Origin of the sequence: Rhodococcus sp. SJ-3, from assembly GCF_051918125.1 — a bacterium.
Lineage (GTDB): Bacteria > Actinomycetota > Actinomycetes > Mycobacteriales > Mycobacteriaceae > Rhodococcus.
The window spans coordinates 1657627-1674887 of record NZ_CM123306.1 but is presented as its reverse complement, the minus strand read 5'-3'; the positions used below and the strand labels follow the sequence as shown (position 1 = coordinate 1674887).

Annotated in this window: 20 protein-coding genes; 6 read left to right on the top strand and 14 right to left on the bottom strand. The window is 63.8% G+C overall.

All coding sequences use genetic code 11. The features are described from left to right. Positions 1 to 786 (top strand): enoyl-CoA hydratase, encoded by a 786-nt coding sequence (locus ACTDXD_RS07510; protein ID WP_440126451.1) that lies wholly within the window; start codon positions 1 to 3, stop codon positions 784 to 786. A 59-nt stretch (positions 787 to 845) separates the two neighbouring features. Here ACTDXD_RS07510 and ACTDXD_RS07505 read toward each other — a convergent pair whose 3' ends face one another. From ACTDXD_RS07505 to ACTDXD_RS07495, 3 genes are read right to left on the bottom strand one after another with little or no spacing between them, the layout of a single operon-like run. Next, on the bottom strand, positions 846 to 1166 hold the full coding sequence (locus ACTDXD_RS07505) for a hypothetical protein (RefSeq protein ID WP_440126450.1): 321 nt from the start codon (positions 1164 to 1166) through the stop codon (positions 846 to 848). Positions 1167 to 1194: 28 nt separating this feature from the next. After that, a complete protein-coding gene (locus ACTDXD_RS07500) occupies positions 1195 to 1956 on the bottom strand; it encodes an SDR family oxidoreductase (protein WP_440126449.1) in 762 nt (253 codons plus the stop codon). Between the two features lie 36 nt (positions 1957 to 1992). Continuing rightward, positions 1993 to 2760: an SDR family NAD(P)-dependent oxidoreductase gene (locus tag ACTDXD_RS07495; protein WP_440126448.1), complete on the bottom strand. Its 768-nt coding sequence runs from the start codon at positions 2758 to 2760 to the stop codon at positions 1993 to 1995. Between the two features lie 166 nt (positions 2761 to 2926). Here ACTDXD_RS07495 and ACTDXD_RS07490 point away from each other — a divergent pair, with 166 nt between their 5' ends. After that, on the top strand, positions 2927 to 3376 hold the full coding sequence (locus ACTDXD_RS07490; RefSeq protein ID WP_440126447.1) for a nuclear transport factor 2 family protein: 450 nt from the start codon (positions 2927 to 2929) through the stop codon (positions 3374 to 3376). 68 nt (positions 3377 to 3444) lie between these two features. Here ACTDXD_RS07490 and ACTDXD_RS07485 read toward each other — a convergent pair whose 3' ends face one another. From ACTDXD_RS07485 to ACTDXD_RS07435, 11 genes are all read right to left on the bottom strand, one after another. After that, on the bottom strand, positions 3445 to 4179 hold the full coding sequence (locus ACTDXD_RS07485; protein WP_440127573.1) for an acyl-CoA dehydrogenase family protein: 735 nt from the start codon (positions 4177 to 4179) through the stop codon (positions 3445 to 3447). Between the two features lie 71 nt (positions 4180 to 4250). Further along, positions 4251 to 5423: an acyl-CoA dehydrogenase family protein gene (locus tag ACTDXD_RS07480; RefSeq protein ID WP_440126446.1), complete on the bottom strand. Its 1173-nt coding sequence runs from the start codon at positions 5421 to 5423 to the stop codon at positions 4251 to 4253. Further along, positions 5420 to 5836, bottom strand: a complete 417-nt coding sequence (locus ACTDXD_RS07475) for a nuclear transport factor 2 family protein (protein ID WP_440126445.1) — start codon at positions 5834 to 5836, stop codon at positions 5420 to 5422. The genes ACTDXD_RS07480 and ACTDXD_RS07475 overlap by 4 nt, the downstream gene beginning before the upstream one ends. After that, positions 5823 to 7034: an amidohydrolase family protein gene (locus ACTDXD_RS07470; RefSeq protein ID WP_440126444.1), complete on the bottom strand. Its 1212-nt coding sequence runs from the start codon at positions 7032 to 7034 to the stop codon at positions 5823 to 5825. Before ACTDXD_RS07470 ends, ACTDXD_RS07475 begins: the two co-directional genes overlap by 14 nt. Before the next feature lie 4 nt (positions 7035 to 7038). Beyond that, on the bottom strand, positions 7039 to 7362 hold the full coding sequence (locus ACTDXD_RS07465) for a hypothetical protein (RefSeq protein ID WP_440126443.1): 324 nt from the start codon (positions 7360 to 7362) through the stop codon (positions 7039 to 7041). After that, positions 7346 to 8626 carry an aromatic ring-hydroxylating oxygenase subunit alpha gene (locus tag ACTDXD_RS07460; protein ID WP_440126442.1) on the bottom strand — a complete coding sequence of 427 codons (1281 nt, stop codon included), beginning with the start codon at positions 8624 to 8626 and terminating at the stop codon, positions 7346 to 7348. The genes ACTDXD_RS07465 and ACTDXD_RS07460 overlap by 17 nt, the downstream gene beginning before the upstream one ends. A 233-nt stretch (positions 8627 to 8859) precedes the next feature. Further along, positions 8860 to 9048 (bottom strand): ferredoxin, encoded by a 189-nt coding sequence (locus ACTDXD_RS07455; protein WP_440126441.1) that lies wholly within the window; start codon positions 9046 to 9048, stop codon positions 8860 to 8862. Next, the gene (locus tag ACTDXD_RS07450; protein ID WP_440127572.1) at positions 9045 to 10340 is read right to left on the bottom strand and encodes a cytochrome P450; all 1296 of its coding nucleotides are present in this window, start codon (positions 10338 to 10340) and stop codon (positions 9045 to 9047) included. Before ACTDXD_RS07450 ends, ACTDXD_RS07455 begins: the two co-directional genes overlap by 4 nt. A gap of 355 nt (positions 10341 to 10695) precedes the next feature. Continuing rightward, positions 10696 to 11019 carry a hypothetical protein gene (locus ACTDXD_RS07445; protein ID WP_054807988.1) on the bottom strand — a complete coding sequence of 108 codons (324 nt, stop codon included), beginning with the start codon at positions 11017 to 11019 and terminating at the stop codon, positions 10696 to 10698. After that, positions 11003 to 12283 (bottom strand): aromatic ring-hydroxylating oxygenase subunit alpha, encoded by a 1281-nt coding sequence (locus ACTDXD_RS07440; RefSeq protein ID WP_440126440.1) that lies wholly within the window; start codon positions 12281 to 12283, stop codon positions 11003 to 11005. Before ACTDXD_RS07440 ends, ACTDXD_RS07445 begins: the two co-directional genes overlap by 17 nt. A gap of 4 nt (positions 12284 to 12287) precedes the next feature. Next, a complete protein-coding gene (locus tag ACTDXD_RS07435) occupies positions 12288 to 12824 on the bottom strand; it encodes a carboxymuconolactone decarboxylase family protein (protein ID WP_440126439.1) in 537 nt (178 codons plus the stop codon). Positions 12825 to 13129: 305 nt separating this feature from the next. Here ACTDXD_RS07435 and ACTDXD_RS07430 point away from each other — a divergent pair, with 305 nt between their 5' ends. From ACTDXD_RS07430 to ACTDXD_RS07415, 4 genes are all read left to right on the top strand, one after another. Further along, entirely contained in the window at positions 13130 to 13438 is a 309-nt protein-coding gene (locus ACTDXD_RS07430) for a hypothetical protein (protein ID WP_440126438.1), read from the top strand. 98 nt (positions 13439 to 13536) lie between these two features. After that, on the top strand, positions 13537 to 14703 hold the full coding sequence (locus ACTDXD_RS07425; protein WP_440127571.1) for an acyl-CoA dehydrogenase family protein: 1167 nt from the start codon (positions 13537 to 13539) through the stop codon (positions 14701 to 14703). After that, complete coding sequence (locus ACTDXD_RS07420; protein ID WP_440126437.1) at positions 14703 to 15908, top strand: CaiB/BaiF CoA transferase family protein; 1206 nt, start codon at positions 14703 to 14705, stop codon at positions 15906 to 15908. Before ACTDXD_RS07425 ends, ACTDXD_RS07420 begins: the two co-directional genes overlap by 1 nt. 108 nt (positions 15909 to 16016) lie before the next feature. Continuing rightward, on the top strand, positions 16017 to 17165 hold the full coding sequence (locus ACTDXD_RS07415) for a thiolase family protein (RefSeq protein WP_440126436.1): 1149 nt from the start codon (positions 16017 to 16019) through the stop codon (positions 17163 to 17165). Positions 17166 to 17261: the final 96 nt, after the last annotated feature.

Below are 17261 nucleotides of genomic sequence, written 5' to 3'. Positions count from 1 at the left end.
TTGTACATTCTCTACGAGGTAGCGGACAGGATCGCCACGATCACGTTGAACCGGCCGGATGCTGCGAATGCTCAGAACGCAGCTCTGCTCGACGAACTCGACGCGGCATGGTCCCGTGCGGGCGACGACCCGGACGTATCGGTGATTGTGCTGCGCGCGGAAGGCAAACACTTCTCCGCGGGGCACGACATGACCGGCGGCGGCGGACCGGTGCCCGACAAGATCACGCTCGACATGATCTACACCACCGAATCCCGTCGCTATCTCGAGTACTCGATGCGTTGGCGCAACATCCCCAAGCCTTCGATTGCGGCGGTGCAGGGGCGTTGTATCGCCGGCGGTCTGCTGCTGTGCTGGCCGTGCGACCTGATCATCGCGGCCGAGGACGCGAAATTCTCCGATCCGGTTGTCATGATGGGTATCGGTGGCGTCGAGTACCACGGTCACACCTGGGAACTCGGTCCGCGCAAGGCCAAGGAGATCCTGTTCACCGGTAGGCCGGTCACAGCAGAAGAGGCCGAGAAGACCGGTATGGTCAACAAGGTCGTGCCCCGCGATGAGCTCGACACCGAAACGCGAGCACTCGCCGAACAGATCGCGAAGATGCCGCCGTTCGGTCTGCGGCAGGCCAAACGGGCGGTCAATCAGACACTCGACGTCCAGGGCTTCTACGCGGCGATCCAGTCGGTGTTCGACGTACACCAGACCGGCCACGGCAATGCCCTGAGCGTCGGTGGATGGCCGGTATTGATGAAGCTCGACGAGATGAAGCAGAATATCAAGTAGAACAATATGATTCGGGCGCCTCCGCGAAGTGCGGAGGCGCCCGAATCAGCTTCGGATGCTCACGGCTTGACGTATTCCGAGTACACGCTCATGATGCGCATCTTCGGGACCGGACCGAAGCTCAGGGAATCCGACATGTCGAACTGCTTCGCTGCTGCGGCAGCGTGCACATTGTGCAGCGCCTTCTCCGGGTCACCCTCGATCTCGTAGAGGGTGACGAACGAGCCGCCGGCAGCGTCGGCCGGGGCCAGACGGGTGGCCTTGAGGAAACCGTCACATGCGACGACCTCGCGGATGTGCGTCGTCTCGTACCATTCGTTGAACTCGTCGACCCGTTCCGGGTGGGACGGGTATGCCTCGACCATCAGGTAATGCTTCATGCTTCGCCCTTTCACGTGTGGATGGGGGTCAGACTCGAACGATCCAGCCGCCGTCGATGTTCAAGGTGTGGCCTGTCACCCAATCGCTGCCGGACGAAACCAGATACAGCAGACCTGGAATCAGCTCCTCGGGTTCACCGAAGGGGAACGGGATCGCGTGCTTGACCATCTCCTTCAGCTCGGGCGGCGATGCGATGTCGCCCGCCTCGGTGTTCACCATGCCCGGCGCGATGGCGTTGACGCGGATCCCGAACGGCGCGAGCTCCCGTGATAGCGACACCGTCATGCTCACCAGGCCGAGCTTGGTGATTCCGTAGGCCTGGGCGGCCATGAAGGCGCCGCTGGACGATTGGTTGACGATCTTTCCGTAACCGCGCTCTTTCATGTACGGGACGACGGCGCGGGTGCACAGGAGCGGGCCGGTGAGATTGACCGCGAGCGTGTTGGTCCACAGGTCCAACGACATGGAGGTGAGACCGCCCTTGCCGACGACCTCTGCCATCAGGCCTGCGTTGTTGACGAGAATGTCGACGGATCCGAACTCTGCGGCAGCTGAGGCGGCCATGTCCGACGTGCTCTTCTCGTCCCTCACATCGACCCGGACGGCGAGCGCCCGATATCCGTCGGCCTTCAGTTCGTCGGCTGTGGCGGTCGCGGTGTCGAGGTCGATGTCGGCAACGACCACTGCGGCGCCAGCCTCGGCGAGACCTCGGGAGTAGGTGCGGCCGATCCCGCCGCCCGCTCCTGTGACGATGGCGACCTTGTCTGCAAGTTGCTTCGAATCCGTCATAGGTGCCTTTCTCGAAATGTGTGGATTGCCGCGGGCTCAGACCTTCTTGGTGACTCCGCCGTCCACGCGGATGATGGCCCCGGTGGTGAAACTCGAAGCGTCACTGGCGAGATGCAGCGCGAGCGGAGCCACTTCTTCGGGTCGCCCCATGCGCCCCAGCGGGACAAACGGTGCTTCTTCGCCTTCCGGCGGCGCCCATGCCTTCGAAAGGTCGGTCCTGAACGGTCCGGGCAGGATCGCATTGACACGGACGGTGGGTGCGTACGCGTCTGCAAGACCGACCGTCAGGGCATTGAGACCCGACTTGGCGCACGCGTAGGGGAGTTCGCGCACGCTCGCAGTCAGGGAGCCCGCCGTGCCGACGTTGATGATCGACCCGCCGCCGTTGGCGGCCATGTGAGCACCTGCGCGAACGGCAAGGCGGAACGGTCCTTTGAGATTGACGTTGAGGGTCTTGTCGTAGAGATCCTCGGTGATCGATTCGAGATTCTCGTACAGCGGTGACATTCCGGCGTTGTTGACCAGGACGTCGAGGCGGCCGAAGTGCTCGAGGGTGCGGTCGACCAACGCGTCGCAGTCGTCCCAGTTACCCACATGGCACGCGACGGCGAGCACGCGACGTCCGGTCGATGCCTCGATTTCCTTCGCGGCGAGCTCGCAGCCGTCGAGCTTGCGGGACGCTATGACGACGTCGGCCCCTGCCTCGGCGAGTATCTGGGCGATTGCGCGGCCGATTCCCCGTGAGCCACCGGTGACGATGGCGGTCTTCCCTGTGAGGTCGTGCAGTGAATCCAATGGCGTCATGCACCGATTGTTACGCAGAATCTGGAATTTGGAAAGCATATTCTTATCGGAAAGAATACGATTTCGAGAAGGGAGAGTAGCGCTCGGAGCGGGTGGGTGCCCAGGGCCGTCTGTGTGTGGGATGGAAAAATACGGCAGATCCGACATCGAAAAGCAAAGGACAACAATGACACTGCAGCGACTCCAGGACCGGCTCGACATCGCCGACCTGCTGTACAAGTACGCGACTTCGGTCGACACGAAGAACTGGGAAGCGCTGGCGTCGATCTTCACCGACGACGCAGCTCTCGACTACACATCGGTCGGCTACCCGGCGGGCACACGCGACCAGGTGATCGCCATGCTGAGCCGCGGGCTCGACCAGTGCCCCATGACCCAGCACTTCGTCACCAACATCGCGATCACGTTCGTCGATGACGACACCGCTGAGGTCTCGGCGATGTTCTACAACCCGATGCAGCTTCCGGGTGTCGACGGCCTGACATACTGCGGCGGCAACTACCACCACGAGGTCGTGCGCACAGCCGATGGATGGAAGAGCCGCAAGGCCGTAGAGGAGAACCTCTGGTTCTCGAACCACCCCGATCCCTCCAAGAACGGCGCGGCAGCGTCGTAGTCGATCCAGGGGATGTACGAGTAGAGGCCACCGTCGTTGACGGTGGCCTCTACTGGTTCAGGTGATTGCTACAGGTTGGCGATGCGCGGAGCGGACCCCGACGCGCGGATGGCCGCCCCTGCTTCTCGTGTCAATTCCTTGGCGCTACCGAGCAATCCGTCGAGGAACAATCCGCGGCGAATATGACGATGCAGATCGTGTTCGTCGGTGAATCCGATCCCGCCGAGCACCTGCTGACAGTGCCGCGCGGCGGTCACCGCCGCCTTACCTGCGGCGGCCTTGGCCAAGAGCGAGCTGAACTCGTCGTCCGCGACGAGGAGCGCCGCTTCGGCCCCCTCGATTGCCACGAACGTCTCGGCGAGCTTGTGACGCACGGCCTGGAAGCCGGAGATGGGCTTGCCGAACTGCGTGCGATCGAGCGCATGAGTACGGGCGAGATCGAGCATGGTGCGGCTCGTGCCCACCAGCCACCACCCGAGCGCGCGACGGCCCGCAGCGAGCGGTACCGGATTCCCGGATTCGACCACCTCGACGGTGAGCTCCTTGTCGAGCGCCTCGGTACTCCGCTCGGTGCGGTGCCACACGAGCCACGAGCCCCCCGCGTATGGGAGCGGCACTGTGCCTCCGGGTTCGGCGCCGGCCTCGGCCAGGATCACGTCGTTGATCACCGGTGCGTGCGCGCCGGTCTCGCCCAGCAGCCGGAACACCAGAGAGATTGCGACATCAGGCATCTCGCTGAGCATGTCGTGCCAGCCGAGTTCGACGAGCGCCGAGTCGAGTGCGACACCCGAGTTGGCCTCCATGGTCTTGCGAAGTGCGTCCTCGAGGAGTGCCAGTTCCGAATCGACCGCCGGTGCAGTGCTGTTCGTGGTCTTCACTCTTTCCCCAGTTGCAGTAGACGGCGAGCGATGATGTTGCGCTGGATTTCCGCGGTACCGCCGTATATCGACGCGGCCCGCGAATACAGGAACTCGGTCCGCAGCTCGGTGTCGAACAGTTCGATCCTTCCCGGAATCAGATCCCGCGCGGTGTCGAACAGTTGCTGCTCGGCGGTCGCGAGCAGGACCTTGTCGACCGAGGTCTCCGGCCCCAACGGCAATCCGGCCTGGAGCCGCTTCTGCGTGCTGTACGAGCGGCACCGCACCGTGTGCAGCGCGAGGTACGCATCGCCGAGCTCCCGATCGTCGGCAGGATCGGACACGGCAGCCACCTGGTCGAGACGAGTGAACAAGTAGGCGATCCGGTGCCAGAAACACGACGAACGCTCGTGTGGCAGCAGATCCATCGCGAGTTTCCAGCCGTCGCCCGGATTTCCGAGCATCCGATCGGCAGGCACCACGACATCGTCGAAGTAGACCTCGCAGAACTCGTCGCGGTCGTGCATCGTCGTCAGTGGACGAACCGTGATACCCGGGGTATCCATGTCGAGGAAGAATGCCGTGATGCCGTCGTGCCCGGGGCCCGTGCGGGTGAGAAGCACACATCGGGTGGCGAACTGCGCCAGCGAGGTCCACACCTTCTGCCCGTTGATCACCCACGTGTCGCCGCGCTGCTCGGCGCGGGTCGACAACGATGCCAGGTCGCTGCCAGAGCCGGGCTCGGAGAACCCCTGGCACCACTGTTCGCTGCCGTCGAGCAGACGGGGCACCATCTCGGCCGCCAGTTCCGGCCTCGCGTACTTGATCATGGTGGGCGCGAGGACTTCGATCATCGAGTAGATGCCCGGTTCGGCGAGGTCGCGTGTCGCGACCTCTTCACCGAGTACCGCCCGCAGCATCGCGGGACCACCGAGGCCTCCGACCTCGGCCGGCCATCCGTAGCGCATCCAGCCGGCATCGTAGAGAGCGCGCCGGACCCGGCCCAGCTGCTCGACGTGTTCGTCGAACGTCAGGTCGGGTCCGGGGGTGAGATCGTTCTCGTCGAGCCAGGCGCCAACTGCTGTCCTGAACTCCGCGACACTCCCCGTCGCTTCGCTCGCCTGGACACTCCCCGTCGCTTCGCTCGCCTGGACACCTCCCGTCGCTTCGCTCGCCCCAGTGAAGTTCATGCCGTCGGTGCCTCGAATGCGTGCGGAATTCCCGAGTCGTGCACACCGCTGCGACGGATGAACGTCATCTTGCGGGTCTTCAGCCGCCACCCGGCCTCGGTCCGGAGGTAGGTGTCGTTGTAGTACCCGATGCGCATGTCGTGTGCCGAATGCTCGACGAAGCACAGCGGCTGTGTACCCGTCGCAGTGTCGCCGTCGAGTGCGATCAACGAGGTACCGGTCATGAAGAGACCTTGCGGTGCCGCCGCAACCAACTGAGGGAACTGATCGAGGGTGAACTCGTCACCGAACGCACTGTAGGTGCCGTCGGGAGTGAACACGGCCATGACACCGTCGACGTCACCCTTGGTCATGTTCACGGCGTAACGCGCGAGGAGTTGATTGATCTCGACCAGGTCGTCACTTGTTGACATAGACCTTTCCGCCTTTCATCACGAACCGCACGTCCTGCGTGACGGTGATGTCTTCGGTGGGATCGCCGGGCACTGCGATGATGTCGGCGAGCAGGCCCTCGGTGAGGCGGCCACGGTCGTCGACGCCGATCAGCTCGGCTGCGTTGATCGTCGCGGCCTGGATGACCGCCAGAGGGGGAAGTCCCCGGTCGACGAGCGCGACGATCTCGTCGGCGTTCTTGCCGTGCGGAATTGCCGGAGCGTCGGTCCCGACCGCGATCTTGACACCGGCCTTGTACGCCGCGAGCACGGAAGTGCGTGCCTTCGGGAACATCTCGGCCGCCTTGGCCTGGAGTTCGGGCGGGGCGTGTGAGGTGTCCATGGCGTCGGCCAGGCGTGTCGTGGGGACGAGCCAGGTGCCGTTCTCCACCATCTGATCGATCGCGTCGTCGTCGATGAGGAAACCGTGCTCGATGCAGTCGATACCCGCTGCAACCGCGTGGCGCACCGCCTCGGCGCCGTGGGTGTGGGATGCGACCTTCAAACCGCGCCGGTGTGCCTCGTCGACGATCGCGCGCAGTTCTTCGTCGGAATAATGCTGGGCGCCTGCGGATCCGGTCATCGACATCACGCCGCCGGAGACGCACACCTTGATGAGCTGGGCGCCGTGCTTGATCTGGTATCGGACGGCCTTGCGAACTTCGTCGACACCGTTGGCGATACCTTCCTCGATGGTCAGATCGAGGACGCCGGGGGCAAAGGCCGCGAACATCGTCGGATCCAGGTGGCCACCGGTCGGGGTGATCGCGTGACCTGCGGGCACGATGCGGGGACCGTCGACCCATCCGGCGTCGATCGCCTTGCCGAGAGCGACGTCGAGCAGATAGCCGCCGGTCTTGACGAACAGCCCCAGATTTCGGACCGTTGTGAAGCCCGCACGCAGCGTGCGGCGGGAATTGCCCACCGCACGCAGCATGCGTATCGGAGGATCGTCCTGAACCGTGGAGAAGACGGGCTTTTCGCCACGCCCACCCATGAGCAGGTTCACCTCCATGTCCATCAACCCCGGCATGAGGATCTGATCACCGAGATCGATCACCTCTCCGCGGGGTTCGCCGCCGACGCCCGCAATACGTTCGCCGTCGATGTGAATGATGCCCGGTCGGATGATCTCGCCGGTCTCGACATCGAGGAGTCCGGCTGCTTTGAGCGTCAGCATGCGGTTACACCACCGGTTCTTTGGTGATTTCGCACCATGCGGCGCCGCTGTCGGGGACGCGGGGCTGCTTCCAGACCTCGACGGGGAAGGAGACCATGACCAGTGACTGCATCAGGTGCATGACGGTGCGGGCATCGTCGGGCAGGTCGTCGAGGTCGAACTTGTCGCAGAAGGCGATGGCGTCTTCGAGGCGGGGGAATGCGGCGTTGTAGAAGTCCTGCATTTCCGGCATCGTCGAGGCGAGTCGCTTGGCGTAGCGTTCGGGCTCGGTGGCCAGATCCCAGCCGATGTAGGGCTCGAGGTCGGCGAATTCAGTTGGCAGAGGCATCGCGGTACTCCTTGACGTAGTCTCCGACGGTCTTGTGGAGGTGACGCAGGAGAAGCTCCTGGTCGCAGAGGGGGAAGTCGGTCACCGTGCGGGTGCCGATCATCGTTTGGGTGGCTTCGAGGGTGTTGGCGTCCTGGAGGGCGTATTCCTTGAAGGTCACTGCGGCGAGTTCCTGTGCGAGGCGCTCGCGGGCGTTCTTCGGGGGCACGAAGTAGAGGCTGGCCTCGAAGATGTGCTTGTCGACGGCGGTGGGCCAGTAGGTGTAGGTCAGGTACCAGCCCGGCTTCCAGATGAGCAGGGTCATGTTGGGGAAGAACTCGAAGGAGTCCTGGCCCCAGCTGTGGAAGCCGGTGGGGTTCAGTGCGGTGGGTAGCTGGTCGTCGGCGAGGCCGTCGATGTCGGGCTGGTCCCAGGGACCGAACAATCCGGAGCGCAGGACGCGTTCGATGGGCTTGACCATGTTGAGGTCCTTGGGCGGTGCCATGCCGCCCCAGGAGGAGATCATCGAGTGCGGGGGCTGCAGGTCGTAGTGCAGTGCTTCGTAGCCGTAGCCGGCGAGTTTGTCTGCTTCGTCCTTGACGGCCTGCTTCATGTGCAGGATCGGTGCGTGGTAGAACTCGGCGAATGCGTCGATGAACAGCTTCCAGTTGGCGCCGATTTCGGCGCGGTAGCTGTAGACCTCGGTCATGTCACCGAAGGGGTAGCCTTCGAGGCCCTTGGCGAAGGTGCCGAGGTAGTCGACGAGGGGGACGGCGTTGGGGTCGAGGTTGATGTAGATGAACCCTTCCCACGTTTCGCAGCGTACGTCCTTGAGGCCGTAGTCGCCCTTGTCGAGGTCGAAGAATTCGCCTTCCTGCTGGACGAAGGTGAGTTCGCCTTCGAGGCTGTAGCGCCAGGCGTGGTACTTGCAGGTGAATTGTTTGCAGCTGCCTGCGGTTTCCTCGCCGGGGAAGTCGTTCCAGACGAGTTTGTTGCCGCGGTGGCGGCAGACGTTGTGGAAGGCGCGGATCTTGCTGTCGTTGCCTTTGACGATGACCAGGGAGGTGCCGGGTCCGGCGGAGGGGAGTTCTTTGGTGAAGTAGGCGCCGACGCGGGGGAGTTGTTCGACGCGGCCGACGTAGAGCCAGGTGCGTTTGAAGATTGCTTCGCGTTCGGCTTCGAAGAAGGCGGGGTCGATGGAGTCGGTGTAGTCGACCGGGGCGGTGCCGAGTTCTGGGTAGTTCTCGGTCCAGCTTCCTGCGGCCGGTTTGGTGAAGTGTGGCAAGGCTCTACCTTTCGTTCGAGAGCACTCTCTCTAGTGAGAATGACGCTCTCACTGTTGAAACTTAGGTTTCCATAGAACCGGACCGGCGTCAATCGTCGAGTTGGACAAGGTATGAAAAAGGCGCCGACCCGGACCGAAGTCCCAGGTCGACGCCGAGAAGCTGCACGATGACAGACGCCCGCCCCCACGGTCGGAACCGTGAGGGCGGGCGCGGTGTTCGGGGTGAAGTCGGGCTACGAGATCGAGATTGCGCGCTCGGGGCAGCTCGCGGCGGCTTCGCGAACATTGTCCTCGTGCTCGGCCGGAACGTCGGACACGAGCGTCACGGCGTAGCCGCCGTCGCTCAGCTCGAAGACCTCCGGGCAGATCGCGAGGCAGACGCCGTGGCCACGGCACGCATCGTCGTCGACATGAACCTTCACTTGCTGTCACCCTCTGCGAGCGTGTACTCCAGATTGAGGTTCAGCAGGCCGCGAAGGATGAAGGTGGGCAGGTAGTCGAACTTCCGATCGCCCTCCGGTCCGTGCACCTCCTCCGAAAGCTTGATGTCGATGGTCCGCTCGAGGAGACGCTGGATACCCACGCGACCTTCGGTACGGGCGAGGGGAGCGCCGGGGCATGCGTGGACGCCACGCCCGAATGCGATGTGGGTACGCGCGTTACGGCGATCGAGATCGAACTCTGCCGGGTCGGCGAACTGCCGGGAGTCGCGATTGGCCGCGCCGTTGAGGAGCATCAGGATGGTGCCGGCCGGAACGTCGACACCGCCCACTTCGGTCGGAATCTTGGAGAGCCGGAAGTCGCCCTTGATCGGGCTCTCCATCCGCAGCGTCTCTTCGATGAAGTTGGGGATCTTCTCCGGGTCCTCGCGGAGGGCCTGCTGGATCTCGGGATTCTCGGCGATGATCCGGAGCCCGGAACTCAGCAACCGCACCGTGGTCTCCTGGCCGGCGGAGAAGACGTTTGCCGCGATGCGGAGGACATCGTCGACCGGGGGGAGTGTGCCGTCGGGGAACGTTGCGCTCGCGAGCCCGGTCAGGACATCGTCGGTGGGATTCGCGCGACGATCCTCGATGTACTCGCCGAACTTCTTGTAGAGGAACTCGAGCGGGTTCAGTTTCAGCGACTCTCCCTCGGTGCTGCCGAGAGTGAAGCCACCTTCCGTCGCAAGGTTGAGGCCCGCGATGAACTCCGCATGGTCGCTTTCCGGGACGCCGAGGAGGTCGGCGATGACGAGCATTGCGAAGGGACCTGCGAATTCGCTGATGTAGTCACCCTCGCCCTTGGCCAGGATGTTGTCGAGGAGCTGGTCGGCCAAGCGGTAGATGAACTCTTCGTTCTCCTTGAGGCGCTTGGGGGTGATCAGGCGCATCAACAGGCCGCGATGATCCGCGTGCTGGGGCGGGTCCATCGTGGGCAGCTGATCGTTCATCGGCAGCGAGGGGCGGCGCTCCTCGATGAGGTCGGAGATGTCGTCGCTCTCGGCGGGGAGCGGGAAGCCCGAGAAGGGGCCGGTCACCGAGATGCACGAGGAGTAGGACTTCTCATCGCTGAGGACCTGGATCGCTTCCTCGTACCCGGTCACCATCATGACGTTCATGTGCGGCTCGCGCTTGACGGGGCAACTCGCGCGCATCCCGTCGTAGTACGGGTTGGGGTCGCCGACGAATTCAGGGTCGGTGAAAAAGTTCTTCGTCTCGATGTCGGTCATCATTTCCTCTCGAGAAACAAGCTGCGGGCTGTAGCCGAGCGCGGCCCCGAGTCGCGGTCCGTGCCGCGCCGACGCCGAGTCTCGTCGCACATCAAATCATGATCATCCGTATGTCTCATCCAGGGATGTTTCGTACATATCGGACTTGTGATGCTGAACAGGAAAAACGGTCCCGGGGTGTTGTTGATCTTGGTGATGCCACTCTCGATCGTGGCAACCTTATGACTGGCATCACAAGTGTAGGGGCTGGAAATGCAGGTGTGCCCGTGTCCGAGCGACGACCGTCGCTCGGACACGGGCACGACTTGCGGGTGCAACTGCTATCTCGCAGGCATTGTTCGCACCGGGGCCACGCGGATCAGACCACCGGTTCTTTGGTGATTTCGGCCCAGGCGGCGCCGCTGTCGGGGACGCGGGGCTGTTTCCAGACTTCGACGGGGAAGGAGACCATGACCAGTGACTGCATCAGGTGCATGACGGTGCGTGCGTCGTCGGGCAGGTCGTCGAGGTCGAACTTGTCGCAGAAGGCGATGGCGTCTTCGAGGCGGGGGAATGCGGCGTTGTAGAACTCCTGCATTTCCGGCATCGTCGAGGCGAGTCGCTTGGCGTAGCGTTCGGGTTCGGTGGCCAGGTCCCAGCCGATGTAGGGCTCGAGGTCGGCGAATTCAGTTGGCAGCGGCATCGCGGTACTCCTTGACGTAGTCTCCGACGGTCTTGTGGAGGTGACGCAGGAGAAGCTCCTGGTCGCAGAGGGGGAAGTCGGTCACCGTGCGGGTGCCGATCATCGTTTGGGTGGCTTCGAGGGTGTTGGCGTCCTGGAGGGCGTATTCCTTGAAGGTCACTGCGGCGAGTTCCTGTGCGAGGCGCTCGCGGGCGTTCTTCGGGGGCACGAAGTAGAGGCTGGCCTCGAAGATGTGCTTGTCGACGGCGGTGGGCCAGTAGGTGTAGGTCAGGTACCAGCCCGGCTTCCAGATGAGCAGGGTCATGTTGGGGAAGAACTCGAAGGAGTCCTGGCCCCAGCTGTGGAAGCCGGTGGGGTTCAGTGCGGTGGGTAGCTGGTCGTCGGCGAGGCCGTCGATGTCGGGCTGGTCCCAGGGACCGAACAGTCCGGAGCGCAGGACGCGTTCGATGGGCTTGACCATGTTGAGGTCCTTGGGCGGTGCCATGCCGCCCCAGGAGGAGATCATCGAGTGCGGGGGCTGCAGGTCGTAGTGCAGTGCTTCGTAGCCGTAGCCGGCAAGCTTGTCTGCTTCGTCCTTGACGGCCTGCTTCATGTGCAGGATCGGTGCGTGGTAGAACTCGGCGAATGCGTCGATGAACAGCTTCCAGTTGGCGCCGATTTCGGCGCGGTAGCTGTAGACCTCGGTCATGTCACCGAAGGGGTAGCCTTCGAGGCCCTTGGCGAAGGTGCCGAGGTAGTCGACGAGGGGGACGGCGTTGGGGTCGAGGTTGATGTAGATGAACCCTTCCCACGTTTCGCAGCGTACGTCCTTGAGGCCGTAGTCGCCCTTGTCGAGGTCGAAGAATTCGCCTTCCTGCTGGACGAAGGTGAGTTCGCCTTCGAGGCTGTAGCGCCAGGCGTGGTACTTGCAGGTGAATTGTTTGCAGCTGCCTGCGGTTTCCTCGCCGGGGAAGTCGTTCCAGACGAGTTTGTTGCCGCGGTGGCGGCAGACGTTGTGGAAGGCGCGGATCTTGCTGTCGTTGCCTTTGACGATGACCAGGGAGGTGCCGGGTCCGGCGGAGGGGAGTTCTTTGGTGAAGTAGGCGCCGACGCGGGGGAGTTGTTCGACGCGGCCGACGTAGAGCCAGGTGCGTTTGAAGATTGCTTCGCGTTCGGCTTCGAAGAAGGCGGGGTCGATGGAGTCGGTGTAGTCGACCGGGGCGGTGCCGAGTTCTGGGTAGTTCTCGGTCCAGCTTCCTGCGGCCGGTTTGGTGAAGTGTGGCAAGGCTCTACCTTTCGCTTTCGAACTCGATGCCGAATGTGTTGTAGGCCATGGCCATCAGGCCGTAACCGCCTACGGTGAAGATGAAGTCCATCCGCTGCTGTTCGCTGAGGTGTTCCCCGAGTGCAGTCCATGTCTGCTCGGACAGGGCGGAGTTCTCGACGAGTTCGTCGACCGCTGCGAGGAGCCGGTTCTCGAACTCGTCCACGGCGGTGCCGGCAAGTGCGGCCTCGATCTCCGGTCGGGACAGCCCTGCCTCGTCCTCGGCCATCTGGATGTGGTGGCCGCGCTCGTAGTCGCAGCTGTACAACTCCGCTACGCGAAGGATCGTCAGCTCGCGCAGCCGCGGCGACAGTGTCGACCGGAACAACAGATGAACGCTGAACCCGAGGAACGCCTTGGTCAGGTCCGGGTGCCGGACGAGCGTCGACATTGCAGCGCCGGCCTGCTCCGGATTCCGCATGTGCCGGGGCATCAGCCCCTTCAATGCGAAGTCGACGCGCTCGTCCCATTGATCTGCGGGCAGCGGGGGCACCAAAGGCATGCCGAACTCCTCACTCTGAGAATCACATTCTCGTTTACGGATGCTAGATTCTCACGACTCCGTCGGATAGTCAACAAGCGGTGGCGTGACCGCGGAACTTCCTGGTGACGGGCATGTTTCGAGTCGCTTTGCGCGCCGTATCGCGTGTGGGGCCGAGCGGGTCGGTCGCCCGTGGACGGGATGCCTGTTTGCAGGGGGCATATTGATTCTCCGGATTAGAGAAGATAGTTTCCTTATGGAGAGAGCACTGTGTGACCGTCGGTGACCCGACGCGCGCAGACCGCCTGCCGAAAGAGAGGTTTCCCGTGACTGCAACCCTGCGCCCTGGTGGGCAACTCGCCAGCACCGTCTGCACCACCCGGGTGGTGGTCGTGCGTGCACCCGCGGATGGTGTACAGGAGATCGCCTGCGGTGGAAGCCCGATGATCGCGGCGCCTCCCGGCAAGCCGGAGTCCAAGCCCGCCGGCGATGTGGTCACCCTTCTGGGTAAGCGCTACGTCGACGCAGACGGGTCGATCGAGGTGCTGTGCACGTCACCCGGCACCGGTGAACTGTCGTACGGCGGCGCCCCGATGAGCATCAAGGCCGCCAAGGCATTGCCCGCCTCCGATTGATTCGCTCGATCCCGAACTGAAGATAGGCCGGACGTACTGCTGCAGTTGCGCAGTTCGCGGCCCCGCGACGACGGCATGAGGTGTCGATTATGGGTGGAATGAGCTTCGCGCTGAGTGAGGATCAGGAACTGATCCGCAAGTCCGTTGCCGAGCTGATGAAGAACTTCGACGACCAGTACTGGATGGAGAAGGATCTCGCTCACGAGTTCCCGACGGAGTTCTACAAGATGCTCGCCGATGGCGGCTGGATGGGCATCACGATGCCCGAGGAGTACGGCGGTCACGGTCTCGGCATCACGGAGGCGACGATTCTCCTCGAAGAGATCGCTCGCTCCGGCGGCGCAATGAATGCCGCGAGCGCGATCCACCTCAACATCTTCGGCATGCAGCCCGTCGTCAAGCACGGCTCGGACGAAATGAAGGCGCGCACGCTGCCCCGCATCGTCAACGGCGATCTGCACGTGTGCTTCGGCGTGACCGAACCGGGTGCAGGCCTCGACACATCTCGGATCACCACCTTCGCGAAACGCGAAGGCGACAGCTATGTCGTCAATGGCAGGAAGGTGTGGATCTCCAAGGCCGTCGAGTCGGAGAAGATCCTCCTGCTGACCCGCACGCAGCGCTACGACGAGGTCGAGAAGAAGACCGACGGCATGACGCTGTTCCTCACCGATCTCGACCGCAGCAAGATCGATATTCGTCCGATCCGGAAAATGGGACGCAACGCGGTCACCTCCAACGAGCTGTTCATCGACAACCTCCGGATCCCCGTCGAGGACCGTATCGGTGAAGAGGGGCAGGGATTCAAGCTACTGCTCGACGGTCTCAACCCCGAGCGCATGCTGATCGCGTCCGAAGCTCTCGGCATCGGCCGTGTCGCGCTGGACAAGGCCGTGAAATACGGCAAGGAACGTGTTGTGTTCGATCGCCCCATCGGCATGAACCAGGGTATTCAGTTCCCACTCGCAGATGCACTTGCGCACCTCGATGCGGCGGAACTCGTCCTGCGCAAGGCAACCTGGCTCTACGACAACGGCAAGCCGTGTGGCCGCGAGGCGAACACCGCCAAATACCTCTGTGCCGAAGCAGGTTTCGCTGCGGCCGATCGTGCACTGCAGACCCATGGCGGAATGGGCTACTCGGAGGAATACAACGTCTCGCGGTACTTCCGCGAGGCGCGGGTGATGCGCATCGCCCCGGTCAGCCAGGAGATGATCCTGAACTACCTGGCCTCCCACACGCTCGGACTGCCGAGGAGCTACTGATGGATGCCCCGCTCGCCGGGATCACCGTGGTGACCCTCGAACAAGCGGTCTCCGCGCCGATGTGCACGCGGGTCCTCGCCGACTTCGGTGCGCGCGTGATCAAGGTCGAGAACCCGAAGGGCGGCGATTTCGCCCGCGACTACGACGACGTCGTCAACGGAATGGCCGCGCACTTCGTCTGGGCCAACCGCGGCAAGGAATCGATCGCCCTCGACCTGAAGACCGAGGGCGGACTCGGGGCCCTCCACACCTTGCTGGCTCGGGCCGATGCTCTCGTATCGAACCTCGCACCCGGCGCCACTGCGCGGCTGGGACTGTCCCAAGCGGATCTGGCCGAGCGTTATCCGGACTTGATCGCGGTCGAGATCGACGGGTACGGCCCCGACGGGCCGCTGTCGCACAAGCGCGCGTACGACCTGCTGATCCAGGCCGAGTCGGGGGCTTGCTCCGTCACCGGCTTCCCCGGACAGCCCGCGAAGCCCGGCCCGCCGGTCGCAGACATCAGCACCGGACTGTATTCGGCGTTGTCGATCCTCGCGTTGCTGTGTGGACGGGAACGTAACCGGGGCCGCGGCGGTGGGCTGTCGAAGGTGTCGGTGAGTCTGTTCGACACGATGGCAGACATCATGGGCTATCCGCTGACATACACCCGCTATTCGGGCGTCGAGCAGCAACCGCTCGGCATGAGTTCGCCTGCGGTCGCGCCGTACGGTTCGTATCGCACCGCCGACGACCGGATCGTCGTGCTCGGTACCACCAACGACCGCGAATGGCAGCGTCTGGCACGCGAGATCATCGAACGCCACGACCTCGCCGACGACGAGCGGTTCTCGACCAACGCGGCGCGGTGCGAGCACCGCGCCGAGCTCGACGAGGCCATCGCCGCGTGGTGCGCACAGCACCCGCTCGACCACGTACAGAAGATCGCCGACGACGCGGGTATCGGCAATTCCCGCTACAACACGCCGCGCGATGTCATCGATCACCCACAACTGGCCGCCCGCAATCGCTGGCGGACGGTTGCGAGTCCGAACGGCCCCGTCGAATCGATTCTGCCGCCCCCCGTGATCGAGGGCTACGAGCCGCCGATGGCGCCGGTACCCGGCTTGGGCGAGCACACGGACACCATTCTCGCGGACTTCGGTGTCCGCCCCGACGAGATCGATCGTCTGCGTGCACAGGGCGCGATCGGACCGGCGCAGTGACGAAGCGCGACCGGACCGGCGCAGTGACGACGCGCGACCGGACCGGCGCAGTGACGATCGTTATGCGGCGGATGAACATCGAACACACATGGACCCAGGAGAATTCGAATGCGTGAAGTGGTCATCGCTGCAGCCGTGCGGACCCCGGTAGGCAAGCGCAACGGTGGGCTGGCCGGAGTGCACCCGGCAGACCTGTCGGCGCTCGTACTCGAGGCACTGGTCGACCGCACGGGCCTCGATCCCGAGATCGTCGACGACGTCATCTGGGGTTGCGTGTCGCAGGTGGGCGACCAGTCGAGCAATATCGGCCGATACTCGGTGCTCGCCGCCGGATGGCCGGAATCCATCCCGGGGACCACGATCAACCGGGCGTGCGGGTCGAGTCAGCAGGCGATCGATTTCGCCGCTCAGGCGGTGATGTCAGGGCAACAGGATGTGGTCGTCGCCGGTGGTGTCGAGGTCATGAGCCGGGTGCCGCTCGGCTCGGCGCGTGCGTCCGGTCAGCCGTACGGCCCCCGAGCGCTCGCACGCTACGACGGGTTCGCCTTCAACCAGGGAATCTCCGCCGAGAAGATCGCCCAGAAGTGGGGATTCTCGCGCACTCGACTCGACGAATACTCCACGACCTCGCACGAGCGGGCTGCCGCAGCGCAGGACCGTGGGGCATTCGAGACGCAGATCGTTCCGGTGGTCACCGACGAGGGCACGGTCGGCGCCGACGAGGGCATCCGCCGCGGCACCACGGTCGAGAAGCTCGCCGGCCTCAAGCCTGCGTTCGCCGACGACGGCGTGATCCACGCCGGAAACTCGTCGCAGATTTCCGACGGTGCGGCCGCGCTGTTGGTGACCACCCCGGAGAAGGCGCGTGAGCTGGGCCTGACCCCGCTCGTCCGTTACCGGGCGGGTGCGGTGGCGGGTGCCGATCCGGTGCTCATGCTCACCGGCCCGATCCCGGCCACCGAGAAGGCTCTCGGGAAGGCAGGTATCGGCCTGAAGGATGTCGGAGTCTTCGAGGTCAACGAAGCGTTCGCGTCGGTTCCGCTGGCGTGGCTCGCCGAGACCGGCGCCGACCCGGAGCTGGTCAACCCTCTCGGAGGGGCGATCGCGCTCGGGCACCCGCTCGGGGGCTCGGGTGCCGTTCTGATGACCCGCATGATTCATCACATGCGCGACAACGGAATTCGGTACGGGCTCCAGACCATGTGTGAAGGCGGCGGGACCGCGAACGCCACCGTCGTCGAACTACTCGATACATAGATTCACACCTAGTGTGATTCGGTCCGAAAAATTCTCGTGCTGAGACTCTTGTCACAGGAGTAGAACCGACCTAATGTGTGTTCAGTAGGTTGGGGG